The sequence below is a fragment of the Robiginitalea aestuariiviva genome, assembly GCF_029537735.1.
GTDB classification, from domain to species: Bacteria; Bacteroidota; Bacteroidia; order Flavobacteriales; family Flavobacteriaceae; genus Robiginitalea; species Robiginitalea aestuariiviva.
On record NZ_JARPUQ010000003.1, the window covers coordinates 22,229 to 48,228 of the forward strand.

The 26,000-nt window shown below is 56.0% G+C and carries 27 protein-coding genes and 1 pseudogene; 17 read left to right on the top strand and 11 right to left on the bottom strand.

Translation table 11 applies throughout. The annotated features are described in order from the left end of the window. Positions 1–2: 2 nt before the first annotated feature. The 3 genes from OZ410_RS12725 to OZ410_RS12735 are packed head-to-tail and all read right to left on the bottom strand — an operon-like array spanning position 3 to position 1,777. Complete coding sequence (locus OZ410_RS12725) at positions 3–290, bottom strand: TIGR03643 family protein (RefSeq protein ID WP_277708392.1); 288 nt, start codon at positions 288–290, stop codon at positions 3–5. 24 nt (positions 291–314) lie between these two features. Further along, a complete protein-coding gene (locus tag OZ410_RS12730) occupies positions 315–908 on the bottom strand; it encodes an alpha-ketoglutarate-dependent dioxygenase AlkB family protein (RefSeq protein ID WP_277708393.1) in 594 nt (197 codons plus the stop codon). Further along, positions 905–1,777: an AraC family transcriptional regulator gene (locus OZ410_RS12735; protein WP_277708394.1), complete on the bottom strand. Its 873-nt coding sequence runs from the start codon at positions 1,775–1,777 to the stop codon at positions 905–907. Before OZ410_RS12735 ends, OZ410_RS12730 begins: the two co-directional genes overlap by 4 nt. Positions 1,778–1,982: 205 nt before the next feature. On the opposite strand from OZ410_RS12735, the gene OZ410_RS12740 reads away from it, so the two are divergent. Next, positions 1,983–2,348: a hypothetical protein gene (locus OZ410_RS12740; RefSeq protein ID WP_277708395.1), complete on the top strand. Its 366-nt coding sequence runs from the start codon at positions 1,983–1,985 to the stop codon at positions 2,346–2,348. Between the two features lie 54 nt (positions 2,349–2,402). Here OZ410_RS12740 and OZ410_RS12745 read toward each other — a convergent pair whose 3' ends face one another. The 3 genes and pseudogenes from OZ410_RS12745 to OZ410_RS12755 form a co-directional block, all read right to left on the bottom strand. Beyond that, positions 2,403–3,044: an MOSC domain-containing protein gene (locus OZ410_RS12745; protein WP_277708396.1), complete on the bottom strand. Its 642-nt coding sequence runs from the start codon at positions 3,042–3,044 to the stop codon at positions 2,403–2,405. Then, positions 3,041–3,535 (bottom strand): annotated as a pseudogene (locus OZ410_RS12750) (DUF3291 domain-containing protein). The gene OZ410_RS12745 and the pseudogene OZ410_RS12750 overlap by 4 nt, the downstream one beginning before the upstream one ends. Positions 3,536–3,695: 160 nt before the next feature. Beyond that, positions 3,696–4,046 carry a DUF6249 domain-containing protein gene (locus tag OZ410_RS12755; RefSeq protein ID WP_277708397.1) on the bottom strand — a complete coding sequence of 117 codons (351 nt, stop codon included), beginning with the start codon at positions 4,044–4,046 and terminating at the stop codon, positions 3,696–3,698. A gap of 126 nt (positions 4,047–4,172) precedes the next feature. Here OZ410_RS12755 and OZ410_RS12760 point away from each other — a divergent pair, with 126 nt between their 5' ends. Both OZ410_RS12760 and OZ410_RS12765 read left to right on the top strand, forming a co-directional pair. Then, positions 4,173–4,754 carry an RNA polymerase sigma factor gene (locus OZ410_RS12760; RefSeq protein WP_277708398.1) on the top strand — a complete coding sequence of 194 codons (582 nt, stop codon included), beginning with the start codon at positions 4,173–4,175 and terminating at the stop codon, positions 4,752–4,754. 1 nt (position 4,755) lies between these two features. After that, a complete protein-coding gene (locus OZ410_RS12765) occupies positions 4,756–5,145 on the top strand; it encodes a hypothetical protein (RefSeq protein ID WP_277708399.1) in 390 nt (129 codons plus the stop codon). On the opposite strand, the gene OZ410_RS12770 is transcribed toward OZ410_RS12765, so the two are convergent. Continuing rightward, complete coding sequence (locus tag OZ410_RS12770; RefSeq protein WP_277708400.1) at positions 5,136–5,489, bottom strand: DoxX family protein; 354 nt, start codon at positions 5,487–5,489, stop codon at positions 5,136–5,138. The genes OZ410_RS12765 and OZ410_RS12770 overlap by 10 nt on opposite strands. An 83-nt stretch (positions 5,490–5,572) precedes the next feature. Here OZ410_RS12770 and OZ410_RS12775 point away from each other — a divergent pair, with 83 nt between their 5' ends. Next, positions 5,573–7,312, top strand: coding sequence for a glycoside hydrolase family 13 protein (locus OZ410_RS12775; RefSeq protein WP_277708401.1), 1,740 nt, complete (start codon positions 5,573–5,575; stop codon positions 7,310–7,312). 48 nt (positions 7,313–7,360) lie between these two features. On the opposite strand, the gene htpG is transcribed toward OZ410_RS12775, so the two are convergent. After that, positions 7,361–9,247: a molecular chaperone HtpG gene (htpG, locus tag OZ410_RS12780; protein ID WP_277708402.1), complete on the bottom strand. Its 1,887-nt coding sequence runs from the start codon at positions 9,245–9,247 to the stop codon at positions 7,361–7,363. Between the two features lie 351 nt (positions 9,248–9,598). Here htpG and OZ410_RS12785 point away from each other — a divergent pair, with 351 nt between their 5' ends. Together OZ410_RS12785 and OZ410_RS12790 are read left to right on the top strand one after the other, a co-directional pair. After that, the gene (locus tag OZ410_RS12785) at positions 9,599–10,279 is read left to right on the top strand and encodes a TetR/AcrR family transcriptional regulator (RefSeq protein WP_277708403.1); all 681 of its coding nucleotides are present in this window, start codon (positions 9,599–9,601) and stop codon (positions 10,277–10,279) included. Continuing rightward, positions 10,276–11,595, top strand: coding sequence for an ABC1 kinase family protein (locus tag OZ410_RS12790; RefSeq protein WP_277708404.1), 1,320 nt, complete (start codon positions 10,276–10,278; stop codon positions 11,593–11,595). Before OZ410_RS12785 ends, OZ410_RS12790 begins: the two co-directional genes overlap by 4 nt. Here OZ410_RS12790 and OZ410_RS12795 read toward each other — a convergent pair. Beyond that, on the bottom strand, positions 11,574–14,021 hold the full coding sequence (locus tag OZ410_RS12795) for a S9 family peptidase (protein WP_277708405.1): 2,448 nt from the start codon (positions 14,019–14,021) through the stop codon (positions 11,574–11,576). The two genes, OZ410_RS12790 and OZ410_RS12795, sit on opposite strands and share 22 nt — an antisense overlap. A gap of 199 nt (positions 14,022–14,220) precedes the next feature. Here OZ410_RS12795 and OZ410_RS12800 point away from each other — a divergent pair, with 199 nt between their 5' ends. After that, the gene (locus OZ410_RS12800; protein WP_277708406.1) at positions 14,221–15,228 is read left to right on the top strand and encodes a 3-oxoacyl-ACP synthase III family protein; all 1,008 of its coding nucleotides are present in this window, start codon (positions 14,221–14,223) and stop codon (positions 15,226–15,228) included. 117 nt (positions 15,229–15,345) lie between these two features. Here OZ410_RS12800 and OZ410_RS12805 read toward each other — a convergent pair whose 3' ends face one another. Further along, positions 15,346–17,802 carry a TonB-dependent receptor gene (locus tag OZ410_RS12805; RefSeq protein WP_277708407.1) on the bottom strand — a complete coding sequence of 819 codons (2,457 nt, stop codon included), beginning with the start codon at positions 17,800–17,802 and terminating at the stop codon, positions 15,346–15,348. A 277-nt stretch (positions 17,803–18,079) separates the two neighbouring features. On the opposite strand from OZ410_RS12805, the gene OZ410_RS12810 reads away from it, so the two are divergent. Then, entirely contained in the window at positions 18,080–18,478 is a 399-nt protein-coding gene (locus OZ410_RS12810) for a CoA-binding protein (RefSeq protein ID WP_277708408.1), read from the top strand. Between the two features lie 2 nt (positions 18,479–18,480). Here the strand turns inward: OZ410_RS12810 and OZ410_RS12815 are convergent, their stop codons facing one another. Continuing rightward, complete coding sequence (locus OZ410_RS12815) at positions 18,481–19,941, bottom strand: sodium:solute symporter (protein WP_277708409.1); 1,461 nt, start codon at positions 19,939–19,941, stop codon at positions 18,481–18,483. Positions 19,942–20,190: 249 nt separating this feature from the next. On the opposite strand from OZ410_RS12815, the gene recR reads away from it, so the two are divergent. The 9 genes from recR to OZ410_RS12860 all read left to right on the top strand — a co-directional run bounded on the left by recR (position 20,191) and on the right by OZ410_RS12860 (position 25,919). Then, positions 20,191–20,817 (top strand): recombination mediator RecR, encoded by a 627-nt coding sequence (recR, locus tag OZ410_RS12820; protein ID WP_277708410.1) that lies wholly within the window; start codon positions 20,191–20,193, stop codon positions 20,815–20,817. A 77-nt stretch (positions 20,818–20,894) separates the two neighbouring features. Beyond that, positions 20,895–22,247: a dihydrolipoamide acetyltransferase family protein gene (locus OZ410_RS12825; protein WP_277708411.1), complete on the top strand. Its 1,353-nt coding sequence runs from the start codon at positions 20,895–20,897 to the stop codon at positions 22,245–22,247. Between the two features lie 9 nt (positions 22,248–22,256). Further along, complete coding sequence (locus OZ410_RS12830; protein ID WP_277708412.1) at positions 22,257–23,024, top strand: 3'-5' exonuclease; 768 nt, start codon at positions 22,257–22,259, stop codon at positions 23,022–23,024. 21 nt (positions 23,025–23,045) lie between these two features. Then, on the top strand, positions 23,046–23,660 hold the full coding sequence (locus OZ410_RS12835; RefSeq protein ID WP_277708413.1) for a fumarylacetoacetate hydrolase family protein: 615 nt from the start codon (positions 23,046–23,048) through the stop codon (positions 23,658–23,660). Further along, positions 23,657–23,995, top strand: a complete 339-nt coding sequence (locus OZ410_RS12840; protein WP_277708414.1) for an Hpt domain-containing protein — start codon at positions 23,657–23,659, stop codon at positions 23,993–23,995. The genes OZ410_RS12835 and OZ410_RS12840 overlap by 4 nt, the downstream gene beginning before the upstream one ends. Further along, a complete protein-coding gene (locus tag OZ410_RS12845) occupies positions 23,995–25,242 on the top strand; it encodes a competence/damage-inducible protein A (protein WP_277708415.1) in 1,248 nt (415 codons plus the stop codon). The genes OZ410_RS12840 and OZ410_RS12845 overlap by 1 nt, the downstream gene beginning before the upstream one ends. Before the next feature lie 71 nt (positions 25,243–25,313). Continuing rightward, entirely contained in the window at positions 25,314–25,547 is a 234-nt protein-coding gene (rpmB, locus tag OZ410_RS12850; protein WP_277708416.1) for a 50S ribosomal protein L28, read from the top strand. A gap of 27 nt (positions 25,548–25,574) precedes the next feature. Then, positions 25,575–25,757, top strand: a complete 183-nt coding sequence (gene rpmG / locus OZ410_RS12855) for a 50S ribosomal protein L33 (RefSeq protein ID WP_277708417.1) — start codon at positions 25,575–25,577, stop codon at positions 25,755–25,757. A gap of 9 nt (positions 25,758–25,766) precedes the next feature. Next, positions 25,767–25,919: a DUF4295 domain-containing protein gene (locus OZ410_RS12860; RefSeq protein WP_277708418.1), complete on the top strand. Its 153-nt coding sequence runs from the start codon at positions 25,767–25,769 to the stop codon at positions 25,917–25,919. Positions 25,920–26,000 lie beyond the last annotated feature (81 nt).

Genomic DNA, 26,000 nt, shown 5'->3' on the forward strand with positions numbered 1-26,000 from the left:
GGTTAGCCTCTGGGCTTGGAGGCCCGGTTGCCGCTAATGGCCTTCTGGCGCGTACTTTTAAATCGTGTGATCCCTTCTGTGCGTTTTTTAAGGTGTTTGGTGGGCCGCCCCTGGACGCGGGCGCGCCACCGGCGAAAACTCCCCGGCTTTAATTCCCTGCGCATCAGGCGGATTACCGCAGCTTCATCCAGGCCAAATTGCAACTCAATCGCATCAAAAGGGGTGCGGTCCTCCCAGGCCATTTCCACAATCCGGTCCCGGGTTTCCGGGCTGAGCGTTTCGAATTCCATAGTGCAAAAATACAAAACCGCCGGCTAGACCACCTTGCGGAACGTCAGGTTAATACGCGCTTCCAGGGGTTTTTGGGTCTTGGGCAGCTGGTGCAGCCAGTGGTGCTGCATGGCTCCCTGCATCAGCAGGAGGCTGCCGTTTTCCAGTAGAACCTTATACCGGTGTGCCGCCTCCCGGCGGTGTTTGAGATGGAACCACCTGGAGGCGCCCAGGGAGAGGGAGGCAATGGCCGGGTTGGTGCCCAATTCCTTTTCATTGTCGGCATGCCAGCCATTGCTGTCCTGCCCGTCCCGGTACAGGTTCAGCAGGCAGATATTGAAGGTGCAGCCGGCCTCGGCTTCCACCATGTCTTTCAATTCCGATAAAGCGGGGGTGAAGGGCAGGGGCTGCATCCGGATCCCGGAATACCCATAACTGCTTCCGGCTTCCCCGTAAAGGGCGGTCAGGCGCGGCTGGGGGTAGGTTTTGCCGAATACGCGGATGGGGTCCTGCTGCCAGGGTACCTCCTGTTCCAATCGGTCCATCAGGACCTGGGTCTCCCGTGGCTTCAGAAACCCTGGAAGGTAGCGCAGGTGCGCATCGGGCAGGTCCGGAAATGGGGCTTTCAGGATGGTCACCGCACCACGGATTTAAGCTGGTTCCGATAGCCGGACGGGCTCATGCCGGTAAAGGCCTTGAAGGACTTGTTGAAATGGGAAAAGTTGTTGAACCCGCTGGCAAAGCAGACGTCCGTAATGGACATCTGGCTTTCGGACAGCAGGTTGGAGGCGTGAACCACCCGGTATTCATTGACAAACTGCACAAAGGTCTTGCGGGTCACCTTTTTAAAGTACCGACAAAAGGAAGGCACGGTCATATGGGTGAGTTCCGCCATGGTTTCCAGGGCAATGGGTTCCTGGTAGTGCTCTTTTACATAGTTAAAGATGGCGTTGATGCGGTCGTTTTCCTTGGATTGGGTTTCCATAGAAAGATGGTCCGCATTCAGGATCTGGTATTCCGTTGTGCTGCCCAGTTCATTGAGGATGTTCAGGATGGCCAGCAGCCGCTGGAACTCGGATTTGTATTCCAGGATTTCGATTTTCTCGCCAATTTTCTTTTTGGCGCCCCCGGTAAAGGCGATGCCCCCTTTGGCTTTTTCAAAAAGGTTGCGCACATGGGCCATTTCAGGGATGTTCAGGAATTCACGCCCCAGGAAATCTGCTTTCATCTGCAGCACGGATTCGCTGCGGTTCCCGGTACAGGCATCGGTAAAACCGCAATGGGGCAGGTTGGACCCGATAAGGATCAGATCCCCGTCCCGGTAATAGGACACATGGCTCCCGATCTGCCGCTTCCCGTTGCCCCCGTTTACATACACCAGTTCAATTTCCGGGTGGTAATGCCAGACCAGGTTCGTATTGGGCCGGTTGGCATTGAACTTCTGGTAGGTAAAGGAATGGCCGAAATCCGGGGCAATGGCCTCAAATGCCGGTTTGGTTTTTTGCATGACTTCCCTTTTCTCTTCCAAAATTACGAGCCCTTTTGGGGTGGATGGTGATGCAAAATTATCCCATTTATGTGTAATATTAACAATTCACAATTATTTAACAGATAATGACGGTAAAATAACACAGAAAATGGATAATCCGGTGGTAGTGTACCCCAGGGTGCGGCCCTAGATTTGCCTTGTGTAATTCAAAAAACAATTCGTCATGAAAAAAAATTGGATCAACATTGCAGCCGCCCTCGTACTGATGGCGGGAAGCGCAGCGGCCAACGCGGCCCCTGCTTCCGCTAACCCCGTGGTAGCGGAGAAAACGGACAACACGGTAACCCCATACCTGCGCAAGGAGGGAGAACGTGTCTTTGTGAACTACCTGAACCTGGAGGGCAGCTCAGTAGTCGTTAAGGTTATGGACGAGGAAAACCGCGTCCTGTACTACGAACGGTTCAGCAGCGCCCCCGTGGTGGAAAAAGCCATCAACTTTGGCCGGGCCGTAAAAGGGGTTTACAAGGTAGAGGTATTGGTTTCCGACGGAAACCGGACCATATCCGAAAGCCTGAAAGTTGTCAGGTAGTGGATGTTTAGTTTGTTTAATTCGGGGAAGAGGGGGCTGCGGCTCCCTCTTTTTTTATCCGGCAGCGGCCCATTTCCTGAATTTTTCCTGTTTGGAGGCCGGCAGGTCGGGTAAGGCCAGCGCCCGCTGCAGCAGGGTAGGATCTTTTTCCCGGGCATACAGCAACCGGTAAAACTCCAGGATGCTCAGGCTACTCTGCGGTTCGGACTCCAGTACCAGGGTATCTCCTGGGGTTACCTTCCCGGGCTGCAGGACTTCGGCATAACTGCCCGGTTTGCCATGGGCGATAAACCGGTCTATGATGCCCTGGTCGCCAAAGCGCAACCCCAGTTTAAAGCAGGGCTCTCTGGGGATGGTGATGCGGATGCGGGCCTCGCCTACGCTATACACCGCCCCGATTTGCAGGCGTTCTTCCCGTAAACCCGAAAGGCTCAGGTTTTCCCCGAACATCCCATAGCCCCACTCCAGGGCCGGATACCATTCCTGCCAATAGGGGTAATCGTCCGTGTCAAAAAGGTAACAGGCTTTGTGCCGGTCGCCGTGCACCCGGGGGTTGCCAATGGTGTCTCCCCGTACCCCTTCCGGGGTCAGGAATACCCCGTCGGGTTGTGGCTTTTTATAAATTCCGGTAAGTTCTTCCCGCCCTTTCCAGGACAGGGTAACCGGGGTGGCGATGTTGGTGCTGAGGATTTTCATATGTTCGGGTTCGCCCGGATCGATCCTGCCGGGGATGGAAAAGGGTTTTTAAAAGTAAAAGCCGTTTGCGATGGTCCGTGGGCTTGCAGGTGTACCAGACGCATCCAGGCTTCTTCCGGCCCCGGGGTGTGGCCAGCCGGGATCCACCACAAGGCCATATGTGCCTCCCTGGCAGGTTCAAACTATTCCCGCCGGCGGCGGACCATGCCTGCATGCGTGCCGGCATAGGTAAAAGCCTGCAGGGCTTCCAGGGTTTCCCATACGGAGAGGTTAGTCACCACCCGCGGGTCCTTCCAGGGTTCAGGGATGGCCTCCGGGCCTGCCTCATCCCATTGCCAGATAAACCCCGGGTTGCTGCGGGCCAGGGCGTTAATGGCATCCAGTTGGGAGGTGAAGCCCTCCATAACCGGATCCTGCAGGTCCCTGCCCCGGATGCGGGCCGTATTCACCTGGGCCAGGTGGAACACGGGTGTATGTAGGGGAGACGGCATGAGATAAAGGTATAAAACTCAGGGAAAGGAAAAGGGGGTGGGGGATGGAGCTATAGGGGCCCACCCGCCCACCCGGCTTCAATGTACTTCACAAGCCTGCAACCCCCTTGCAGGCACAAAAAAACCGCCCGAAGGCGGCTTTTCCAATCCGAAGTCCTTTCTAGGCCTCCCGATCCATCTTCCGGGTCATGAAGAATCCGACCAGCAAGCCCGTACCGGCCATCAGGAAAATGGAGCCGGGCATGGCAATGTCTTCGTCCACGCCGGCACCGTCTGAGAGTAAGCCTCCAAGCATAACCCCGGCGCCAATGCCCATCAGCAGGAGGGCCAGATTCAGGATCAGCACCTTCCAGATGGGTTGGGCATGCGGGCGCCCTTTGGCAAAAATGGTGGCATCCGCCCCTTTTTCGATCAGGGCCAGCCGCTCTTTGTTCCGGGTGGAATAGTAGAGGTAGGCAATTCCGAAGATGACGGAAAACATGGTGATAAATACGATAACTTCTGCTCCCATAATAGGTGTGTTTTAAAGATTGATGACGTTTTGTTTTGCCCATAGGACGGCCGGGAGAAACCACAGGTTACACAAAAGCCGTATTTTTCTGTAACCAAAGGGCAGCAGTCCCCGTCTTATGGGCATATGAGCCAGCAACCAACCGACAAGGCCCTGATTGGCCGCGTTCTCCGGGGAGAAACGCGGGCCTATGCGGTATTGGTAGAACGCTACCAGCACATGGTCTTTACGCTTGCGGTTCGCGTTTTGGGCCGGGAGGCCCTGGCGGAGGAAACGGCCCAGGATGTCTTTATAAAGGCGTTCGAGTCCCTGGGGACCTTTAAAGGGCAGGCCAAGTTTTCTACCTGGCTGTACCGGATTGCTTACCACCGCAGCCTGGATGTGCTGGACCGGGAAAAGCGAAACCGCCTGGCCGGGGCCGCCCCCCTGGAATCCCTTCCGGGGGCCGGGGAAAACACCACCTGGAATACGCTGCTGGCGCAGGACCGGGGGGTAATGGTACGGGAGCTGCTGGCCAGGCTCGATCCGGAAGACCGGGCCGTGTTGACCCTGCATTACCTGCAGGAACTATCGCTGAAGGAGGTAGGTGAGGTAATGGGCCTGAGGCCCGACACGGTGAAGGTGCGTCTGCACCGCGCCCGCAAGCGTCTCAAAGCGCTGGTAGGAGAAGATTTACAACATCAAATGGTTAGGGATTATGGTACCTGAAATGCAAGATAAAGACCCCTGGAAATCCTGGCTGGAGGAAGCTGCCGAAAGGGCCCCTGAGGGGTTCACGGACCGGGTGATGGCACAAATTGAAATGGCCGGGACGCCGGCTACCAGTACCCTCATCCCAAAACGGGCCTGGGCCTGGATCCTGGCCTGGGCCGGGGGGCTGCTGGCAGGCGGGGTACTCCTGAGTCAGGGCGGGGCGAGCCCGCATCCGGCCTGGAAAATGGCCTTTGAGGGGCTACAACGCCTGCAGGCGCCCTCCTTTCAACTTCCGGCTTTGCCGGATACAGTAGCCTGGTGTGGCCTGGCGCTTTTGGTTTTTGCCCTGATGCACTTCTGGTGGCTGAGGCGATTTCTATGGGGGCAGGATGTGGTTCAGAGGTAGGTATACGCCCAGTAGATCAGGGCACCCTGTAGGGGGATACGCAGCCATAGGGCCCAGAGCGGTATTTTACGGAACTTCTGGTAGGCCCGCAGCATGTAGGCATGCACAGGCAGGAAGGCCACCAGCATAAGCATGATGCCATATAACGCCAAGGTAGCCAGTCCGGGTATAAACAGGGCTGCCCCAAGCAGGACTTCGGCCAGGCCGCTGGCCCAGACCACAGCCCGTTTCCAGGGCATCCAGGGGGGGAGGATAACCAGGTAGACTTTCGGAAAAAACCAATGGGCCAGGCCTGCAGCCAGGTAAATTACCGCCATCAGTATGTAATGCCAGGGATGAGCCATACCCCCAAGGTACGTAATCTGCCCCGGCTGGATATGATTCCCGCCAAATATGTACCTTAGGCAAAACCCGAAAGACATCCCATATGCGACGTCCCCTGAAAACCCCAGGTATTGTTCTCATCCTGCTATTGGTCCTGGCCTGTTCAGAAACCCCAGAACCCCAGGCTCCGGCCCAGCCGGACCGGGAATGGTGGAAAGAAGCGATTATCTACCAGTTATACCCGAGAAGTTTTAAGGATACCGATGGAGACGGAGTGGGAGACCTGAAGGGTATTATCCAGGAATTGGATTACCTGCAGGAACTGGGGATAACCGCCGTCTGGCTTAACCCTATTTACGCCTCGCCCAATGCAGACAACGGGTACGACGTAAGTGATTACCGGGCCATCATGTCCGAGTTTGGGACCATGGAGGATTTTGACCGCATGCTGGAGGGGATGCATCAGCGGGGCATCCGCCTGATCATGGATATTGTGGTGAACCACAGCAGCGAGGAGCACCCCTGGTTTGTGGCTTCCCGCAGCTCCCGGGACAACCCCTACCGGGATTATTACCATTGGTGGCCGGCGGAAAAGGGCAAGCCGCCCTACCGCTACAGCCTCTTCGATGCGGCCGGGGATGCCTGGAAATACGATTCCCTGACCGATGCCTATTACCTCCATTATTTTTCGTCCCAGCAACCGGACCTGAAATGGGAAAACCCCAAGGTGCGTCAGGAGGTATATGACATCATGCGCTTTTGGGCCGAAAAGGGGGTGGACGGGTTTCGCCTGGACGCTTTCCAGTTTGCCGCCAAGGATACCACCTACCCCGAATTCCCGGAAGGCTTTGAAAAGGACTTTATCCAATACTACGCCATGCAGGACGGGCTGCACGAATACCTGAAGGAAATGAACCGGGAAGTGCTGGCCCCCTATCAGGTCATGAGCGTTTCCGAAGGGGCGGGCCGCAATTTTGAGGATGCCCATATGTTGGTCGATGCGGACCGGGAGGAACTCGATATGGCCTATGCCTTCGACGGAGTGGATATCCCAAAATACGGGGGGTACGAACTGGATACCATGAAGTCTGTCTTTGGACGTTGGGATGCCCAGTTTGCAGAGAAGGGATGGCTGTCCATCTTCCTGTCCAACCACGACCAGGCCCGGATGGTGAGCCGCTGGGGCAATGACAGCCCGGAATTCCGACGGGCCTCGGCCAGCCTCCTGAATACCTTTATCCTGACCATGCGCGGCACCCCGTATTGTTATTATGGGGATGAACTGGGCATGACCAACATCGACTTTGACAGCATTTCGGATTACCAGGATATTGCCGCCCTGAACGGCTACCAGAAAGCGTTGTCCGAAGGGGCGGATATGGAAGCCTTTATGCAGCAGCTGAATTTCAGTTCCCGCGACAACGGGCGTACCCCCATGCAGTGGACATCCGGGCCGCAGGCCGGCTTTACCGAAGGGCAACCCTGGCTGCCGGTCAATGCTAACAAAGACCGGATCAATGTGGCCATGCAGGAGAACGATCCGGAATCCGTCCTGAACCATTTCAAGCGGCTCACCCGCCTGCGGCGCGAAAACCCTGCACTGATTTATGGGGATTACGCCTTGCTGGATGCCGGGCATCCTAAGATTTACGCCTATACGCGTACCCTGGGGGATGAGCGCATTTTGGTCCTCCTGAATTTCAGTGCTGAAGTGGCTGATTTTACGCTCCCGTCCGGTATGGACCAGGGCGAAGTACTGATAACCAATGTAAGCCCGGTACCTGTGGGTATGCTCCCGGACACCCTGCTGCCCTGGCAGGCCGTAGTGGCCCGGTTGCCGTAAAAAAAAAGCCGCCCTTAGCGGACGGCTTTTCAGGTTTCGGGTGGTGGGTTATTTCACCATCTCGTAGCTTCTGCGGATAAAGCGGGTCAGATCTTCCCCTTTGAGCAAGCCCTTGGAAAGGCGTGCCAGGTCCAGCGACTGGTTAATCAGCCGGCTGCGCTTCTTATCTGTTTTGGTGTTCAGGATCTCGCTCACCAACGGATGGTTGGTGTTCACCACCAGGTTGTAGACCTCCGGCATGTTGCCGATACCGAACATCCCGCCCCCGGTTTGCTGCATTTCCTTCATGCGCCGCATAAATTCGGGTTCGGTGATCACAAAGGGTGCTGCCTCGCTGTCCATGGCTTCCAGTTGTACGGTGTAGGCACTTTTATCGCCCAACACTTGCTCCATCTGGGTTTTCAAGGTTTCCTGCTCACTTTCGGAAAGTTTGGATACCTGGGGCTCGTCCTTGGGGATGAGCTTATCCAGGTGATCGGCATCGACCCGGGCAAAGGCAATTTTTTCCTTGCTGGTTTCCAGTTTTTGCATCAGGTGAGACACAATGGGGCTGTCCAGCAGCAGGACTTCGTATCCCTTGGCGCGTGCCGCTTCAATATAGGAGTGCTGGGCTTCCTGATCCGAAGCGTAGAGCAGTACCAGGCGGTCGTCTTTATCGGTTTGCTGCGCCTTGACTTTCTCCTGGAGTTCCTCAAAGGTGTAATACGCCCCGTCCACCGTGGGGTAGAGGGCAAAGGTTTCGGCTTTTTCGAAGAATTTCTCCTCCGAGAGCATCCCGTATTCAATCACGATTTTGATATCGTTCCACTTTTGCTCAAAACCTTCCCGGTCTTCCTTGAAGAGGGAGGTGAGTTTGTCTGCCACCTTGCGGGTGATGTAGCTGGAAATCTTCTTTACGGCCCCGTCTGCCTGCAGGTAGGAACGGGAAACGTTCAGCGGGATATCCGGGGAGTCGATCACCCCGCGCAGCATAGTCAGAAACTCCGGGACAATCCCCTCTACATTATCCGTTACAAAGACCTGGTTCTGGTAGAGCTGGATGCGGTCCTTCTGCAGGTTCAGGTCTCCGGTTAGTTTGGGGAAATACAGGATCCCGGTCAGGTTAAAGGGGTAGTCCACATTCAGGTGGATGTGGAACAGGGGCTCCTCGAATTGCATGGGGTATAGCTCCCGGTAGAACGTGCGGTAATCTTCATCTTCCAGGTCGGTGGGCTTGCGCGTCCAGGCCGGGCTGGGGTTGTTGATGATATCGTCTACCTCCCGGGTGGGTGCAGGGTCTTCCTCTTTGGCGCCCTCGGGTTTCGGCAGGGTTTCGGTCCGGGTGCCAAACTTGATGGGCACCGGCATAAACTTGTTGTATTTCATCAGCAGTTCGCGGATGCGGCCTTCTTCAAGGAATTCTTCGGAGTCCTCCGCAATGTGCAGGATGATTTCCGTTCCGCGGTCGGCTTTGTCTGCCTCTGAGGTGGTGAATTCCGGATTCCCCTCACACACCCAATGCACAGCCGGGGCATCCTGGTAACTCTTCGAAATGATTTCCACCTTGTGGGCTACCATAAAGGCAGAGTAGAAGCCCAGCCCAAAATGGCCAATGATGCCTGCATCCTTGCCGGCGTCCTTGTATTTGTCCAGGAATTCCTCGGCCCCGGAGAACGCCACTTCGTTAATGTATTTGCGGACCTCCTCTTCGGTCATTCCGATCCCCTGGTCCACAATATGGAGTTTCTTCCCTTCCGTATCCACCTTTACCTCAATTCGGGGCTCACCAAGCTCTACCTGGGCTTCCCCGATGGAAACGAGGTGTTTTAATTTTAAAGTGGCATCTGTGGCATTGGAGATGAGTTCCCGAAGAAAGATCTCATGGTCGCTGTACAGAAACTTTTTGATCAGCGGAAAAATGTTGTCTACCGATACGTTAATCTTACCTGTGGCCATATGTAATTCGTTTGATTTGCCTTCCCCAGAACAAAAAAAATACCAAGCCCTGATGAGGTGACAAACTGACACCATTAGGGGGTTTCATGTACTTTGGGAAATGTTTAACACAAAAAAACGTTTAATAATTAGAAAGTAAAGCTAAACGTATATATATTTGTCATGATTCGAGTTCAAGATGGCTGCGAGATAGCGTTTTGAAATTTGTAATCAGTTTGTTTATTAATTGGTTAGGTTGTTTGAAAGGCGTGCCCCCATCTTTGGGGGCACGTTTTTTTATGGGAATTTTTCAGATTGTTAACATCTTAAATGTTTAATATATAGTAATATTGTATAAACAAAAATTGCACAATGGCAACGCAGACCAAAAAGAAGCAAAACACGGCAGCAGAGATCGTATCTGCCTACATGACGCAATGTCTGGAGGAGGGTCAGGCCCCGGCCTCCGTCTATAAATTTTCCAAGTCCCTCGGGATCGAGGAAGCGGAATTCTACCAGCACTTCGGCTCCCTGGATGCGGTGCGCAAAGGGGTGTGGCAGGCCTTTTTTGATCAGACACGTACGCGGATAGAAACCGATAAGGCTTTTGAGGACTACAGTGCCCGAGAAAAGTGGCTGAGTTTCTATTACACCTTTTTTGAACTGCTGACACTCAACCGTTCCTATGTAACCTTTACTTTAGGTACTTCCGGAAAACCCCTGGAGCAACTGGAGCAACTGGCAGGCCTGCGGGCTCTGGTGCGGGACTACGCTCTGGAAACCCTGGAAGCCGAAGCCCCTGGTGACGGCCCGGTGAAATTGCGCAAACGCCGGATCCAATTGGTGTCTGAAGGTATTTGGGTTCAAACCCTTATGTTGTTGCGTTTTTGGATGCGGGATGAGTCTCCCGGGTTCCAGAAAACGGATATGGCCATCGAGAAATCCGTGCAGACCGCCTTCGACCTGGTAGATACCGCTCCGGTTGAGCGATTGCTGGACTTTGGCAAATTCCTGTTGCGGGAACATTTCGGCAAACCCGCAGGCAGCCTATGAAAACCCTGGACAACATCCCGGTAACCAAATTTGAACGGGCCGGGAAACTGGTACAAACCGGTGTAAAGGTAGGCGGGAATTACCTGAAGTATTACGGACAAAAACTCCTGGACCCTGAACGGGACCGTTCCGAACTGGATGAAAAAAATGCCCGGGACGTCTACGACGGGCTCAAACGCCTGAAAGGCAGTGCCCTGAAGGTGGCCCAGATGCTCAGCATGGAGAAAAACCTGCTACCGCAGGCCTATGTGGAGCGTTTCTCCCTGGCCCAGTTTTCCGTTCCCCCTTTGTCTGCCCCCCTGGTCCGGAAAACTTTTCGCTCTTATTTTGGGCAGTACCCCGAGGACTTATTCGATCGTTTTGAGCCGGATTCCGTGAATGCAGCCAGCATCGGACAGGTGCACCGCGCCTGGAAGGACGACCGGCCCCTGGCGGTCAAAATTCAGTATCCCGGAGTTTCGGACAGTATACGTACGGACCTGGCCCTGGTAAAGCCCGTTGCCCTGCGCATGTTCAATATGCAGGGGCAGGACACGGACAAGTATTTCCGGGAGGTAGAAGAAAAACTTATGGAAGAAACGGATTACCTGCTGGAACTGGAACGCAGCCAGGCTCTTACGGCCGCCTGCAGCCATCTTCCAGGCATCCGTTTCCCCGAATACTATCCCGAATGGTCCGCCCGGCGCATCCTCACCATGGACTGGATGGAAGGGCAGCATTTAGGGGAGTTTACCCAGACGGAGTTCTCCCGGGAAACGGGCGACCGACTGGGGCAGACCCTATGGGATTTCTATATGTTCCAGATCCACGGCTTACGGCAGGTGCATGCAGACCCGCACCCCGGCAATTTCCTGGTAAGCCCGGAGGGAGAGCTCATCGCCATCGATTTTGGCTGCATCAAGGAGGTGCCTGAATCCTTTTATATCCCTTACTTCGAATTGGCACAGGCCGAAAATATCGGCAACCCGGAGGTGCTGGAGGAAAAGTTGCGCGCCCTGGAAATCCTGAACCCGAGCGACAGCCCGGAAGAAGTACGCTTCTTTACCGTCCTGTTCCGCGAAATGCTCGAGCTGTTTACCGAACCCTTCCAGACCGAGGAATTCGATTTTTCGGACCCGGAATTCTGGGGCCGGATCGCGTCCCTGAGCCAGCGGTTTGCTTCAGATACGCAGATCCGGAAAATGGATGCCAGCCGGGGCTCCCGCCATTTTATCTACATCAACCGGACCTTCTTTGGCCTGTACAACCTTTTACACGACCTGAAGGCCCGGGTGAAGGTAAATGCGTTTCGGGACTACCTGTCTTCCAGGGGCTGAGTCAGTTCCCCCTGGGGCACAGAGGGCCTCAGGTGGGTTTCCAGCCATTGGTCCTGTTCCCACAGCATGTGGAGGATACTTTCCCGTGCGCGGTAGCCATGGCTCTCCTTGGGGAGCATCACCAGGCGAACCGTAGCGCCCAGGCCTTTGAGCGCATTGAAGTAGCGCTCGCTTTGCATGGGGTAGGTGCCGGAGTTGTTGTCAGCCTCCCCGTGGATCAGCAACAGGGGCGTTTTCATCTTATCCGCATGCATAAAAGGCGACATCCCGTAATAGATTTCCGGGGCTTCCCAGTAACTGCGCTCTTCCCGTTGGAAGCCAAAGGGCGTGAGGGTGCGATTGTAGGCGCCGCTGCGGGCAATACCCGCGGCAAAGAGGTCCGAATGCGACAGCAGGTTGGCTACCATAAAGGCCCCATAGCTGTGTCCGCCCACGGCCACGCGGTTGCGGTCAATTACACCCATGGCATCCACAGCATCGATGGCGGCTTTGGCATTCGCCACCAGCTGGGAGCGGAAGGTGTCGTTGGGCTCATTTTCCCCTTCCCCGATAATGGGGAAAGCAGCCCCGTCCAGTACGGCATACCCCCGGGTTACCCAGAAGACCGGAGAGGCCCAGGAGGGATAGGTAAAGGCGTTGGGGTTGCTGGTATTCTGGGAAGCACTGCTCTTGTCTTTATACTCCCGGGGATAGGCCCATAAAATCATGGGAAGCTTTTCTCCGGAATCCCGGTCATACCCTTCGGGCAGGTAAAGGGTGCCGCTCAGTTCCAGGCCGTCTTCCCGTGGATAGGTGATAACCTCCTTGTGCACCCCGGCCAGGGCCTTGTAGGGGTTGTCAAAGTAGGTCAGCTGCTGGGGCCCACGCCGGCGCACCACGCTTTTTTCATAATAGTTTGGGTACTCGGAAGGGGATTCAATGCGCACCAGCAGGCGGTCTTCCCCCGGGTCGTATTCCAGCAGTGTTTCTTTCTGCCCCTGTAGGCGGGAGGTATACATGCGCTGCTTTTCCAGGCTTCCCAGGTCCAGGCGATCCACAAAGGGAAACTGCCCCTGAGGGGTGTAGCCGTCGCCCAGCAGATAGGCATGGCCCCTGCGATCCAGGGCCATTACATATTCCCCAAAGGCGTTGCGTTTCATGGCCCAGTTGCCCGGGTCGCTGTAACGGTCCTGGTAATTGCGGTCGTCCAGCAGGCGGGGCGCTGCTCCGGGGTCCGAGGGATTAAAGAGGTAGGTGCGGGTGTTGCGGGTGCTGAACCAGCTGTCGGTAGCCACAGCAATCTGGTCGTTACCCCAGGCAATCCCGTCGAACCGGTTTTTGAGTTTAAGCAGCAGCCTGCCCTTGCCCTTAAAGGGCAATTCCAGCTGGTACACGGCGTCGTGATATTCCACTTCGGCGGCAGGGTCGCCCCCGTCCAGCGCTTCGGCATAGACCAGGGTGGCCGGGCGGTCGTTGCGCCAGTCCAGGTCCCGCATCCCTTGGCGCACGGCCATAAAGCCCTGGGGCAGGTCCTCAATTAGGGGGACTTCCAAAACAGTGTTCACCAGGTCGCCGCTGCGGGTGTAAACCTCGGTTTTGGAGGGAAAGCGATAATAGGGTACCAGGTAGGAAAAGGGCTTTTCCACGGTTACGGCCAGCAGGTACTGCCCGTCCGGCGAAAAACGCAGGCTGCGGTACATAGCAGCCGCTTTCCACAGGCTTTTGGTCCCCTCCAGGGAAACCCGATACAGGGTACTGCGGGCCAGTTGTTCAAAATTAAAGGCGTCGTCCGGGTTTTTGATCAGGTCCTGATAGGTGCGGTTCTGGGCTTTTTTCCCATCGTTGGCAGACACGGTAGGGCCCTCGGGTACGGTTTCCGCCCGGTCTATAAGCGGCAGCCGGTCTTCGGGCAGCATTTTGACCAGCAGGGCCTGCCCGTCCTTAAACCAGGTATAGGGCATTCCCATATTGGCGTTCAGGGGGCCTGCGGAAATCCGGCGGGCCTGGGCAGCCTCCAAATCGACCACCCATAATTCCACGGATTGCCCCGTTGTGTGGGTCATGGCCAGCAACCGCTGGTCCGGGGAAAGGCTGAAGTTGGCCAGTAGGGGGGTATCGGGCAGGCCGGCTACCTGCCGGGCCTCCCGCTCCCCACGGGTCTTGACCTGCAGGTTGTTGTAGAAGGTGGTCCGGCTTCCGATGTTGGTTTTGGGATTAATACGGAGCCCGGCCAGGCGCAACTCGGGCTGGGAGAGCTCGGCAATGCTTTTGTAGGCGTTGCGGGAACGCAGGATCAGGTCCCCATGGTCTGTGGTCCACACCGCAGGAGGCAGGGGGGCATCTGCAAGTTCCATAATAGAGGGGGGCGGGGTCTGATAGCCCAGTTGGCTCTGCCCCAGGGCGGCGGCGGTACTCAGGGCCAGTAAAAACAACAACCGTAGTTTCATATATTCCAGTTTTTGGTGAGATGTTTTCCCTTGGTAAAAGGGCTATACAAGATACCAAACTTTTGGCAGATTCGCCGGCCCGGCCGGGCGATATCCCCTGTCATTTTTGGGTTTCATTCCTAGGTGGTAAGGGCATTTATCGGTATTTTAGACGGGTTAAACCCTTGCGGGGTTTAGCATTTAACCAAACGGCAAGCATATGTACAATTCTAGGATTAGCGGCATGGGGTTCTTCGTGCCCGAGAAAGTCGTGACCAACGACGACCTCTCCAAGGTCATGGATACCAATGATGAGTGGATACAGGAACGCACCGGCATACAGGAGCGGCGCCATGTGGACACCGACCAGGAAACCACCACCAGTATGGGGGTCAAAGCCGCCCGCCAGGCCATAGAACGGGCGGGCATCGACAAGGACGAAATCGAATTTATCGTCTTTGCTACCCTGAGCCCGGATTACTATTTCCCGGGTCCGGGGGTGCTGGTACAACGGGATCTGGGCCTGCCCACCGTGGGGGCTGTAGATATCCGCAACCAGTGTTCCGGGTTTGTCTACGGGATTTCCCTGGCGGACCAGTACATCAAAACCGGGATGTATAAGCACGTGCTGGTGATCGGGTCCGAACTGCATTCCCGTGGCCTGGATATGACCACCCGCGGGCGCGGGGTTTCCGTTATTTTCGGCGACGGGGCAGGGGCGGTGGTCCTGAGCCGGGAAGAAGACCCGAAGAAAGGAATCCTTTCCAGCCACCTGCACAGCGAGGGGCAGCACGCCGAGGAGCTATCCCTGATTGCTCCCGGGATGGGCAAGCGCTGGGTAACCGATATCCTTTCGGACAATGACCCGGAGGATACGTCCTATTATCCCTATATGAACGGGCAGTTTGTATTTAAAAATGCCGTGGTGCGTTTCAGCGAGGTAATCCTGGAAGGGCTGGCGGCCAACGGGCTGGGCAAGGACGACATCGACATGCTGATCCCCCATCAGGCCAACCTGCGGATTTCCCAGTTTATCCAGAAGAAATTCGGCCTCTCGGACGACCAGGTATACAACAACATCATGCGCTACGGGAACACCACCGCGGCCAGCATTCCCATTGCCCTGACCGAGGCCTGGGAGGAAGGCAAGATCAAGGAGGGAGACCTGGTAGTGCTGGCCGCCTTCGGCAGTGGCTTTACCTGGGGTAGTGTAATCATACGCTGGTAGCCCCGGTGCGTCACGCTTCAAAATAAAGAACCCCGGCAAAAATGCCGGGGTTCCTTTTTGGACGATGCGCGGAAAAGTCAACCAACCCATTCCCTTCCGGCCCGTCCGCAATGCATCTTAAAAGAGGCCGCCTCCGCCCTGTTTGGTGTTGCTGTCGCGGCGCTTGCGCGAGAGGGCGCGGTTCTTGCCGCTGCCAAAGCGGTAGGCCAGGCCCATATACAGGGTACGGCTCTCCCAGGTAAAACGGCCCTGCTGGGGGATGGGCTGCCCGGCGGTGATTTGCGCCTGCATCCAGTTAAACACGTCGTTCACGTTCAGGCTCAGGGTCCCTTTGCCCTGTGCAAAGCTGTAGCGGGCCCCGGTGTTGATGAAATACATGGGCTCCTGCTCGAACTGCAGGGAACGGTTGCGGCCGCGGTAGAAGCCAAAGAGTTGAAAGGTTAGGGCTTTGGTAGCCTTAAAACTGTTATTCATTCTCAGGTTCCAGGCGGTGTTGTCTACGGAAATGGCAGCTGTCTGTATGTCGTCCACCCCGGGGTCCTGTATGTCCGTGGGCAGGCTTTCGCTAAAGCCGCGCTGGGTCTGGTTGTACAGGTCAAAGCTGGCATTAATGTTCCACCAGGCAGCCGGTTTCAGGTTAGAGGACAGCTCCACCCCGTAGGCGCTGGTATCGTCAAAGTTGTCGAAGGTGAGCACAATGCGGTTCAGGTCAAGCCGGTCCAGGAACAGGGCCCGGTTGATCTCGTCCGTGATGGTCCGGTAAAAGACCCCGGCGGTAAGGCTGCCCAACCCAAAGCGGCGGGTGTAGTTCAGCTCGTAGGAGTAGGTAAACTGCGGCAGCAGGGAGGGGTTTCCGAAGGAGGAGATCAGGGGGGTTGAAAATTCCCGGATCGGGTTTACCTGCGAAAGGCCCGGGCGGTCTACGCGCCGGCTCACACTCAGTTGGAACTGGTTCTTTTCCCCGGGGCTGTAAGTGAGGAACCCGGAAGGGTATATTTCCGTATAGCGGTCGGTAAAGGCGCGGGTCTGGTTGGTGTCCGCCTGTACCTCCACCTGCTCTACGCGTACCCCCAGCTGGTAGGACCAGGGCCCGGCAGTTCGGCTATACGTGGCGTAGGCAGAATAAATGTCCATATCGTACAGGAAGGCGGTAGACGGGGTTGCCGCCAGTTGCCCCTGGGCGTTGTAGGTCTGCCCGGTGGAGCGGTAATCCGTATCCGTCTCAAAAAGCCGTGCCTGCACGCCCAGTTCCACCCGGGAAAGGGAATCGATAGGCGCCACATAATCCAGGTTTACGGTGGTCTGGGTGCGTTCCGTGTCTACAAAATCCTGGTAGTCCGGGTAGGGGTAGGCCCCGCTCAGGTCAAAGTTGGCCGCTTCCTCGCTTTCAAACAGGTTGTGGTCTACTTCCAGTTCCAGGCTCTGGCCTTCGCGTCCAAAGAGCAGTTTGTAATCGAAATTGTATTGCTGGGAGTGGTTGTCGCTGTCGCTCAGGAGGAACTGGGCCAGGTTTTGCTGGGGGTTGTTCAGGTAATCCACTTGGGTGTCTACCGTAAACTGCCCGTCAAAGTAATTCTGGTTCGTAAAGAAGGAGATGGTGTTTTTGTCGTTCAGGTAGAAATCCACGCCCAGTTTGTATAGGTAGGATTTGTTGTTGTTGAACACATCGATCAGCTGGCGGGACTGTTCTGCGGTCCGGTCCAGCCGGCCGTCGTTCACATAATTGCCAATGTTGGTGCCCGCGTTCCCGTAGAGGTTGAACTTCCCGTAGCGGTAGTTCAGGTCCAGGGAATTGTTGAATTTGGCTTCCAGCCCCTTGGTAAGCCCCAGGTTCAGGTTGCCGTTAAAGCCGATGTTGGCATTTTTGTGCAGCACAATGTTGATGATGCCGCTCATGCCCTCCGGGTTGTACTTGGCCGAGGGGTTGGTGATCAGTTCAATGGACTTGATGGAGGTGGAAGGGATCTGCCGCAGCAGTTGCGCCACCGGCACGTTGGAGAGTTTTCCATCCACCATGACCCGGACGTTGGCATTGCCGCGCATGGTGATTTCCCCGCTCTGCTGGTCCAGGTTCACCGAGGGGATGTTGTTCATGATGTCCGAGGCAGTAGCCCCGGCGGTGGTGAGGTCTTTCCCCACATTGATGACCTTGCGGTCTACCTTTTGTTCAATAGTGGTGCGTTCGGCAACCACTTCCACCCCTTCCAGGGCGGTGGCTTCGGCTTCCAGGGTGATGGTGCCGATTTCCACTTTCCGCTGGCTGCGGGTAATGGTGAATTCCTTGTGGTAGGTCTTGTAACCGATAAACTGCACTTCCAGCACGAAGGTGCCTTCCGGTAGTTTTTCGATGCTGAAATGGCCATTGTCTTCCGTGATCCCCCCGGTAACCAGGGTGGAATCTGCGGCGCTGCGGATCACGATGGCCGCGTAGGCCACGGGTTGCTGGTCTGCAGGGTCCAGGACGGTACCGGATACGCTGCCTACCTTAAGGTCGGGTTCGGGATCGGGAAGTGAGGCGGAGAGGGTGATCAGGGCGGTCAATACAAGGGCCACCCCGCGGATGCAGGTTTTCATGACTGTTCGTTTTGATAGATTGATTGATGATGTTGTCTACAAGACGACCTGTGCCTGCAAATGTTACAGGGAGCCGGATATTTAACAGGGGAAAAGGCCGGGCCGGGTTCCAAGTGGCCATCTGCCAGCTCTTTAGAAAGGCGAGACCCCGCCAGGGGCGGGGTCTCATTCATTGATAAGCTATACTAAACACTAACCATTAACTACAAAAAAAATACAGCGTTACCAATGATTGTATCTTTGCAAAGGTATAGAAACAGACGACGCATAAACCATAGTGTTACAGGACAATCACAAAACAGGGCAAAATCTTCCAGTTAGCAGGACACTGGTATTCGGGGCGTCCCTGAAACCGGGCCGGTACAGCAACATGGCCATGAAGCGCCTTTCTCAGGCGGGATTCGGGGTTATCGGGTTCGGGCGGGTAGAGGGAACGGCCCACACCATCCAAATTACGTCAAATCTCGAAGCTGTGCAAGATGTGGATACCATTACTATGTATATGCGGGCCAAACACCAGCGGGAATTCCTGCCACAGCTCCTGGCCCTTAAGCCCCGGCGGGTGATTTTTAACCCCGGGGCTGAATTTCAGGAAAGCTACGCGGCCTGGGAAAGCGCCGGGGCTGAGGTATTGGAGGCCTGTACCTTGGTGATGCTTGCCACAGGAACCTATTAACCTTATTTCCGCTCGCGGATCAGCAGCAGGGCCAGGAAGGTCAGCAACCCGTTCAGGGGGAGCAATTCGTAACCAAACTGATACCCGCCCAGCATGGATGACGGCAGGTTGGCCAGCAAGACGACCAGTCCGATCACCATCAGGGCCACCACGCCCACCCAACGGTCCTTCAGGGTATACCGGGTCAGGATGCCAAAGGCAAACAGGCCCAGCAAGGGGCCATAGGTGTAGGTGGCCACCGTGAGCAGGCCATCGATTACATTGCGGTCCAGTACGTATTTAAAAAGCACGACCACTATAACCAAAAGCGCGCTCATCCACAGGTGTACCCGTTTACGGAGGGCCTTCTGGCTGGCCTCGGGCCGCTTGCGGATGTGGAGGAAGTCCACACAGAACGAGGTAGTCAGGGAGGTCAGGGCACTGTCTGCGCTGCTGTAAGCCGCCGCAATAAGCCCCAGCATAAAGGTGATGCCCACAATGGGTTCCAGCCCGCTGTTCAGGGCAATTTCGGGGAATAAAAGGTCGGATTTCGGGGCCCCGTCCATCAGGGGGGTGGCAATCCCGAAACGGTCGGCATAGATAAACAACAGGGCTCCCAGCAGCAGGAAGAAAAACTTGACCCCAACCAGCACCACGCTAAAGGAAACCATGTTTTTCTGGGCATCCCTGAGATTGCGGCAGGTGAGGTTTTTCTGCATCATATCCTGGTCCAGGCCGGTCATGCATATGGTGATGAACATGCCGCCCAGAAAGGATTTAACCAGGTGGTTCTTTTCAGAAAAGGATTCGGTAAACCAAACCTTGCTGTAGCGGGTGAGTTCTTCGGACGCCAGGAATTCCCCCAGACTCCATCCCAGGCTTTGGTTGATAAAATAGATGGAGAGCCCAACGGCCAGCAGCATAAAAAGGGTTTGCAATGTGTCGGTCCAGACAATGGTCTTGATTCCGCCCTTGTAGGTGTATACCCAGATCAGGCCTACGGACAGCACCACCGTAACCTCGAAGGGGACGCCCCAGGCCTCAAAGACAAACTGCTGCAGCACAATGGCCACCAAAAAGAGGCGGAAGGCCGCCCCCAGCACCCGGGAAACGAAAAAGGAAATGGCCCCCACCTTGTAACTGGTGTTGCCAAAACGCTGGTCCAGGTATTCGTAGATGGAGGTCACCCCCAGCCGGTAGTAGAGGGGCAACAGTACCCAGGCAATGACCAGGTAACCGGCCAGATAGCCAAAGACTACCTGCATATAGCTGAACTGCGAACTTTCCACCCAACCCGGCACCGAGATAAAGGTGACCCCGGACAGGGAGGCCCCGATCATCCCGAAGGCCACCAGGTACCAGGGCGATTTCCGGCCCGCCTGGAAAAAGTCCTCGTTGGAATCGTTACGCCCTGTAAAATAGGAGATCAGAAGCAGCAGGGCAAAGTATCCGCCAATGAGCAGGAGTATGTGGAATGCCGTCATGGGAGTGGTAAACAGGGGCCAGCCCGGCCCCCTTTATTTTGTAGCCGAAAGTACAAAACTTACCACAGATATCCCCAACCCGTACGGATTTAGCGGGATGGAACGGCCGATCGCGTTTTATACCTGTAAGTAAACCTTTTGGGAGTCCATACCCACGTTTACGGATCAAAAGGACCGGGATGCAGGCCCAAAATTTTAAATTCCCGGCGGAGTACCGAAAACTCCGCCCGGCTTTGTAATTTTGCGGGTATGGAAATTGCCTCCAAATTGCTTCAGCGCGCCGTGGAAGAGGTGGCCTTGCTGCCGGGAATCGGGAAGCGCACCGCCTTGCGGCTCATGTTGCACCTGCTTCGCCAGCCCGAGGGGCAGACCCGCCGTCTGGCCGAAGCCCTGCAGGAACTCCGGGAGCAGATCCGCCACTGCAGCGAATGCCACAACATCTCGGACCAGGACATCTGCGAGATCTGCAGCAGCCCCAAGCGGGACCGGGAAACCCTCTGTGTGGTGGAGGACATCCGGGATGTAATGGCCATTGAAAGTACGGGGCAGTTTCGGGGGCTCTACCACGTGCTGGGCGGGAAGATTTCGCCTATGGAAGGGGTGGGTCCCCAAGACCTGCACATCAGCTCCCTGATCGAAAAGGTCCGCAAGGGGGAGGTGAAGGAGGTGATCTTTGCCCTGAGTGCCACCATGGAAGGCGATACCACCAATTTTTACATTTTCCGGCAGCTGGAGGGGCACCAGGTACGGCTTTCAACCATTGCACGCGGTATACCCGTGGGCGATGAGCTGGAATATGCAGATGAGGTTACCCTGGGGCGCTCCATCCTGCAACGCGTCCCCTTTGAAGGCTCCCTGAAGCAATCGGGGCAGTAAAAAATATTACAATAAAAAGCGGGTATTTTTGTTATTTTTGCAAAAAATAAACCTGCAACGGGTCTGAAACTAAGGATATGTCAAAGTTTGAATTGAAACTGCCGCAGATGGGCGAAAGCGTGGCCGAAGCCACCCTTACCGCCTGGCTCAAAGAGGTGGGGGATGCCATCGAGGCGGATGAACCGGTCTTTGAAATTGCCACGGATAAGGTAGATTCCGAAGTGCCCAGCGAAGTGGAAGGCGTCCTGGTCGAAAAGTGTTTTTCGGTAGACGACGTTATCCAGGTGGGCCAGGTGGTGGCCGTGATCGAGGTGAGCGGGGAAGGAGCCGGGACCCCGTCACCCGAAGCCCGGACCGAACCGGAGCCCGATCCCGAGCCCGAGACCGCTGCGGTTGTAGAGCAGCAGGTGGCCCAGGCCCGTGAGGAAGTGGCTGTACCGGCGGTTGCTGCCCAGTCCGAATCCGGCCGTTTCTATTCCCCCCTGGTGCGGAACATGGCCCGGGAAGAGGGGATCCAGCCGGACGAACTCGATCGCATTCCGGGTAGCGGAAAGGATGGCCGCGTGACAAAGGCGGACATGCTGTCCTATATTGAAACCCGCGGGAAAGCGCCTGCGGCCCCTGCAGCGGCGACCCCTGCTCCCGCAGCTGAAGCCCCGGCCCCTATGACGGAATCCCGTCCTGCCCCGGAAACGCCCAAACCCGCCCTGCAGGTTGGGGAAGCAGACGAGATCATCCCCCTGACGCGTATGGGGAAACTCATTGCCAAACACATGGTGGAAAGCGTGTCCACCTCTGCCCATGTCCAGAGCTTTGTGGAAGTGGATGTTACCAATGTGGTGGCCTGGCGGGACAAGGTGAAGGACGCCTTCTTTAAACGGGAAGGGGAGAAGCTCACTTTTACCCCCATTTTTATGGAGGCCATAGCCATGGCCCTGAAAAAATACCCCATGATGAACATCTCCCTGGACGGGGACCGCGTGATCAAGCGCAAGCACATCAACCTGGGGATGGCCGCCGCCCTGCCGGACGGCAACCTGATTGTTCCGGTGATCAAAAACGCAGACCAGCTGAACCTGGTGGGGATGGCCCGGGCGGTAAACGACCTGGCGCAACGGGCGCGCAACAACGCCCTGAAACCAGATGAGATTAAGGATGGTACCTATACCGTAACCAACGTGGGTACCTTTGGCAGCGTTTTTGGCACCCCCATCATTAACCAACCCCAGGTGGGTATCCTGGCCCTTGGGGCTATCCGGAAAATGCCATCGGTGATCGAGACCCCTGCCGGCGACTTTATCGGGATCCGTTCCAAGATGTTCCTCTCCCACAGTTACGATCACCGCGTGGTGAACGGGGCCCTGGGCGGGATGTTTGTCAAGGCCGTGGCAGACTACCTGGAGGCCTGGGATACCGACCGGGAAATTTAACCCCCTGCTATGGAGCTCAAACTGACCAAACCGATTTGTTTTTTTGACCTGGAAACCACCGGGACCAATATTGCCACGGACCGCATTGTGGAAATCGCCATCCTGAAGGTACATCCCAACGGGAATAAGGAGAGCCGGAGCTGGCTGGTCAATCCCGGGGTGCCCATTCCGGCCGAGGCCAGTGCCATCCATGGGATCACGGACGAAAAGGTGGCCGGGGAGCCTACTTTCAAGGCCCTGGCCAACGACATCCACCAGATGATCCGGGGCTGCGACCTGGCCGGGTTTAATTCCAACCGCTTCGATATTCCGTTGCTGGCCGAAGAACTGCTGCGGGCGGGGGTGAACTTCGACATGAAGAACGCCGTGGCGGTAGACGTGCAAACCATCTTCCACAAAATGGAAAAGCGCACCCTGGAGGCGGCCTACCAGTTTTATTGCGGCAAGGAGTTGCGGGACGCCCACAGTGCCGTGGCGGACACCGAGGCCACGTACGAAGTGTTGCTGTCGCAGCTGGAGCGTTACCCGGAGCTGGAAAACGACATCAAGGCCCTTTCCGAGTTTTCCTCCCACAAGGATACGGTAGACTTTGCCGGGTTTATTCAGCGGGACGAACATGGGGTGCCTGTTTTCTCTTTTGGAAAGCACAAAGGGCGCCTGGTCACCGAAGTATTGCAGGAAGAGCCCGGGTATTTCGGATGGATCCTCAATGCGGACTTTCCCCTGTATACCAAGAAAATTCTCACCCAAATTAAATTGGGCACCTTTTCCGGATAGGCGCCAGAACCCCCCAACCTTATGAAACTGGTCTGTGTTGGCCGCAATTATGCGGCGCATATCGAAGAACTTCAGAACGAGCGTCCGGATGAGCCCTTGCTCTTTATCAAACCGGATTCCGCCATCCTGCCCCGGGAACAGGATTTTTATATTCCCGAGTTTTCTCAGGACGTGCATTATGAGGCGGAATTGCTGGTGCGCATCTGCAAGGTGGGCAAGCACATCGCGCCCCGTTTTGCGCATACCTATTACGACGCTTTTTCCGTGGGCATCGACTTTACCGCCCGCGACCTGCAGGCCCGCCTGAAGGCCAAAGGCCTGCCCTGGGAAAAGGCCAAGGGCTTCGACGGGGCTGCCGTAATCGGGGAATGGATCCCCAAAAGCGCCTTTGAAGGCCGGGACCGCCTGACCTTTACCCTGGAAAAAAACGGAGAAGTGGTGCAGCGGGGAGACACCGGCCTGATGCTCTGGGAACTGCATGAACTTATTGCCTATATGTCCACCTTTTTCACCCTGAAAAAGGGAGATATCATCTTTACCGGGACCCCGGAGGGGGTTGGCCGGGTGGCGGCAAATGATTACCTTGTGGGCAGCCTGGAGGGGACTACGGTCTTCACCCTAAATGTGAGCGGATGATTTACAATTTGGATAAAATCAATGAAATGGCGGACGGGGACCAGGACTTTGTCGAGTCCGTAATTTCCGTATTCCTGGAAGAGGTACCCGAAGACCTGGAGGCCCTGGAGCAGGCCGTGGCTGCGGCCCATTACGAACAGGTCTATAAAATGGCCCATAAAATCAAGCCCAATGTAGACCTGCTGGGGATGGAGCAAACCCGTGCTCTGGCCCTGGAAATTGAAACCCTGGGCAAGACTGAAGGCAGCCTGGAGGAGATCCGGCAGCGGTTTCCCATGCTGAAACGCGACGTGCAGCAGGTAGTGGGAGAACTGAAAAACGATTTCGACCTCTGATGTACGCCGAGATCGTGACCATTGGCGACGAGATCCTCATTGGTCAGATCGTCGATACCAATTCTGCCTTTATAGCCACCGAACTCCACAAGATCGGAGTGTCTGTTTACCAGATCACCTCGGTACAGGACCAGCGGGAGCATATCCTCAAAGCCCTTGAGGAAGCGGAATCCCGTGCGGACCTGGTGCTGCTTACCGGCGGGCTGGGCCCTACCAAAGACGACATCACCAAGCATACCCTTTGCGAATACCTGGAAGACACCCTGGTGCAGGACGCCCGGGTGCTGGCCCATGTAGAGGAATTATTCCGGACCTACATTAGCACCCCCATTTCGGACCTGAACCGGAAGCAGGCCCTGGTCCCTTCCCGGGCGCAGGTGTTACACAACGCCCACGGCACGGCCCCGGGCCTCTGGATGCAGGGGCGCAAGGCAGTGCTGGTCTCCCTGCCGGGGGTGCCCTTTGAAATGAAGGAGCTCCTGGGGCGGGAAGTGCTCCCCCGCATCGCGAGAAGTTTTACCCGCCCGGTACTCTTGCACCGTACCCTGATTACCTACGGCCTGGGCGAGAGCGCCATAGCCGAACGCATAGCGGCCTGGGAAGATGCCCTGCCCCCTCATATGAAACTCGCTTACCTCCCCAACCTGGGGAAGGTTCGGCTGCGCCTTTCGGCCAAAGGGACCGATCTCGCGGGGCTGCAAACCGAAATGGAGGAACGCCTGGGCGAACTCCGATCCCTGATCGCAGATATCCTGGTGTCTGAAGAGGATGGGGAGCTCCTGGAAAGCGTCCTGCAAAAACGCTTTACCGAAAAGGGGGCCACCCTGGCCACGGCGGAAAGCTTTACCGGTGGTAAACTCGCAGCCCAGCTCACCTCCGTACCCGGAGCCTCAGCCTATTTTAAGGGCAGTGTGGTGAGTTATGCCACTTCGGTAAAGGCCTCCGTTCTGGGTGTGCCCGAGGCCCTGATCCGGGAGCATTCCGTGGTAAGCGGCCCGGTGGCCGAAGCCATGGCCCAGGGGGTGCGCCAGTTGCTGGGTACGGATTTTGCCCTGGCCACCACGGGTAACGCCGGACCTACCAAAGGCGATTCCGATGCTCCAATAGGCACGGTATACCTGGCCATTGCCGGCCCCAAAGGCGTCTACAGCGCCTCCTATACCATGGGGAACCACCGGGAGCGGATCGTGCAGAAGTCCGTACACAAGGGCTTTGAGCTGCTGCTTCAGGAAATTCTAAAATTCTGAAAAAGAAGTTTGGGGGTACGGTAAAAATGCCGTAAATTTGCAGCCTGTTTTGAACCAAGAAAAGTAGCGCTATGTCCAAAGTCTGCGAACTTACCGGGAAAAAGGCCCAATTCGGGAACAACGTATCCTTTTCCATCAACAAGACCAAGAGGCGTTTCGACGTAAACCTCTCCAAGAAGCGGTTCTACATCCCCGAGGAGGACCGTTGGGTTACCCTGCGGGTATCCGCCAAGGCTTTGAAAGCGATTAACAAAAAAGGGATTTCCGCTGTGCTGAAGGAAGCCAAGCAAAAAGGAATCCTCTAGTACACCCTTCAATAAAGCGTACCGACCATGGCAAAGAAAGGCAACAGAGTACAGGTAATCCTCGAGTGTACCGAGCATAAGGAGTCCGGCATGCCCGGAACTTCCCGGTACATCAGCACCAAGAACAAGAAGAACACCCCCGATCGCTTGGAGTTGAAGAAATTCAACCCGATCCTCAAGCGAATGACCGTACATAAAGAAATTAAATAATTCTGAAACATGGCTAAGAAAACCGTTGCAACGCTGCAGTCCTCTTCCAAGCGACTGACCAAGGCCATCAAGATGGTAAAATCCCCTAAATCCGGGGCCTATACCTTTGTGGAAGCGGTAATGCCTCCGGAGATGGTAAACGACTGGCTGTCCCAGAACTAAGGACCGCAAGAAAACATAGATCAAGCCTTCCAACCGGAGGGCTTTTTTTATGCCCGTACCCGGGCGATCTTTCCCGTTACC

Excerpts from the sequence above, each read along its gene's own strand:
- OZ410_RS12725 (WP_277708392.1), bottom strand. The coding sequence starts at position 290 with ATGGAATTCGAAACGCTCAGCCCGGAAACCCGGGACCGGATTGTGGAA.
- OZ410_RS12735 (WP_277708394.1), bottom strand. The coding sequence starts at position 1,777 with ATGCAAAAAACCAAACCGGCATTTGAGGCCATTGCCCCGGATTTCGGC.
- OZ410_RS12740 (WP_277708395.1), top strand. The coding sequence starts at position 1,983 with ATGAAAAAAAATTGGATCAACATTGCAGCCGCCCTCGTACTGATGGCG.
- OZ410_RS12745 (WP_277708396.1), bottom strand. The coding sequence starts at position 3,044 with ATGAAAATCCTCAGCACCAACATCGCCACCCCGGTTACCCTGTCCTGG.
- OZ410_RS12755 (WP_277708397.1), bottom strand. The coding sequence starts at position 4,046 with ATGGGAGCAGAAGTTATCGTATTTATCACCATGTTTTCCGTCATCTTC.
- OZ410_RS12760 (WP_277708398.1), top strand. The coding sequence starts at position 4,173 with ATGAGCCAGCAACCAACCGACAAGGCCCTGATTGGCCGCGTTCTCCGG.
- OZ410_RS12765 (WP_277708399.1), top strand. The coding sequence starts at position 4,756 with ATGCAAGATAAAGACCCCTGGAAATCCTGGCTGGAGGAAGCTGCCGAA.
- OZ410_RS12770 (WP_277708400.1), bottom strand. The coding sequence starts at position 5,489 with ATGGCTCATCCCTGGCATTACATACTGATGGCGGTAATTTACCTGGCT.
- OZ410_RS12775 (WP_277708401.1), top strand. The coding sequence starts at position 5,573 with ATGCGACGTCCCCTGAAAACCCCAGGTATTGTTCTCATCCTGCTATTG.
- htpG (WP_277708402.1), bottom strand. The coding sequence starts at position 9,247 with ATGGCCACAGGTAAGATTAACGTATCGGTAGACAACATTTTTCCGCTG.
- OZ410_RS12785 (WP_277708403.1), top strand. The coding sequence starts at position 9,599 with ATGGCAACGCAGACCAAAAAGAAGCAAAACACGGCAGCAGAGATCGTA.
- OZ410_RS12790 (WP_277708404.1), top strand. The coding sequence starts at position 10,276 with ATGAAAACCCTGGACAACATCCCGGTAACCAAATTTGAACGGGCCGGG.
- OZ410_RS12795 (WP_277708405.1), bottom strand. The coding sequence starts at position 14,021 with ATGAAACTACGGTTGTTGTTTTTACTGGCCCTGAGTACCGCCGCCGCC.
- OZ410_RS12800 (WP_277708406.1), top strand. The coding sequence starts at position 14,221 with ATGTACAATTCTAGGATTAGCGGCATGGGGTTCTTCGTGCCCGAGAAA.
- OZ410_RS12805 (WP_277708407.1), bottom strand. The coding sequence starts at position 17,802 with ATGAAAACCTGCATCCGCGGGGTGGCCCTTGTATTGACCGCCCTGATC.
- OZ410_RS12815 (WP_277708409.1), bottom strand. The coding sequence starts at position 19,941 with ATGACGGCATTCCACATACTCCTGCTCATTGGCGGATACTTTGCCCTG.
- recR (WP_277708410.1), top strand. The coding sequence starts at position 20,191 with ATGGAAATTGCCTCCAAATTGCTTCAGCGCGCCGTGGAAGAGGTGGCC.
- OZ410_RS12825 (WP_277708411.1), top strand. The coding sequence starts at position 20,895 with ATGTCAAAGTTTGAATTGAAACTGCCGCAGATGGGCGAAAGCGTGGCC.
- OZ410_RS12830 (WP_277708412.1), top strand. The coding sequence starts at position 22,257 with ATGGAGCTCAAACTGACCAAACCGATTTGTTTTTTTGACCTGGAAACC.
- OZ410_RS12835 (WP_277708413.1), top strand. The coding sequence starts at position 23,046 with ATGAAACTGGTCTGTGTTGGCCGCAATTATGCGGCGCATATCGAAGAA.
- OZ410_RS12840 (WP_277708414.1), top strand. The coding sequence starts at position 23,657 with ATGATTTACAATTTGGATAAAATCAATGAAATGGCGGACGGGGACCAG.
- OZ410_RS12845 (WP_277708415.1), top strand. The coding sequence starts at position 23,995 with ATGTACGCCGAGATCGTGACCATTGGCGACGAGATCCTCATTGGTCAG.
- rpmB (WP_277708416.1), top strand. The coding sequence starts at position 25,314 with ATGTCCAAAGTCTGCGAACTTACCGGGAAAAAGGCCCAATTCGGGAAC.
- rpmG (WP_277708417.1), top strand. The coding sequence starts at position 25,575 with ATGGCAAAGAAAGGCAACAGAGTACAGGTAATCCTCGAGTGTACCGAG.
- OZ410_RS12860 (WP_277708418.1), top strand. The coding sequence starts at position 25,767 with ATGGCTAAGAAAACCGTTGCAACGCTGCAGTCCTCTTCCAAGCGACTG.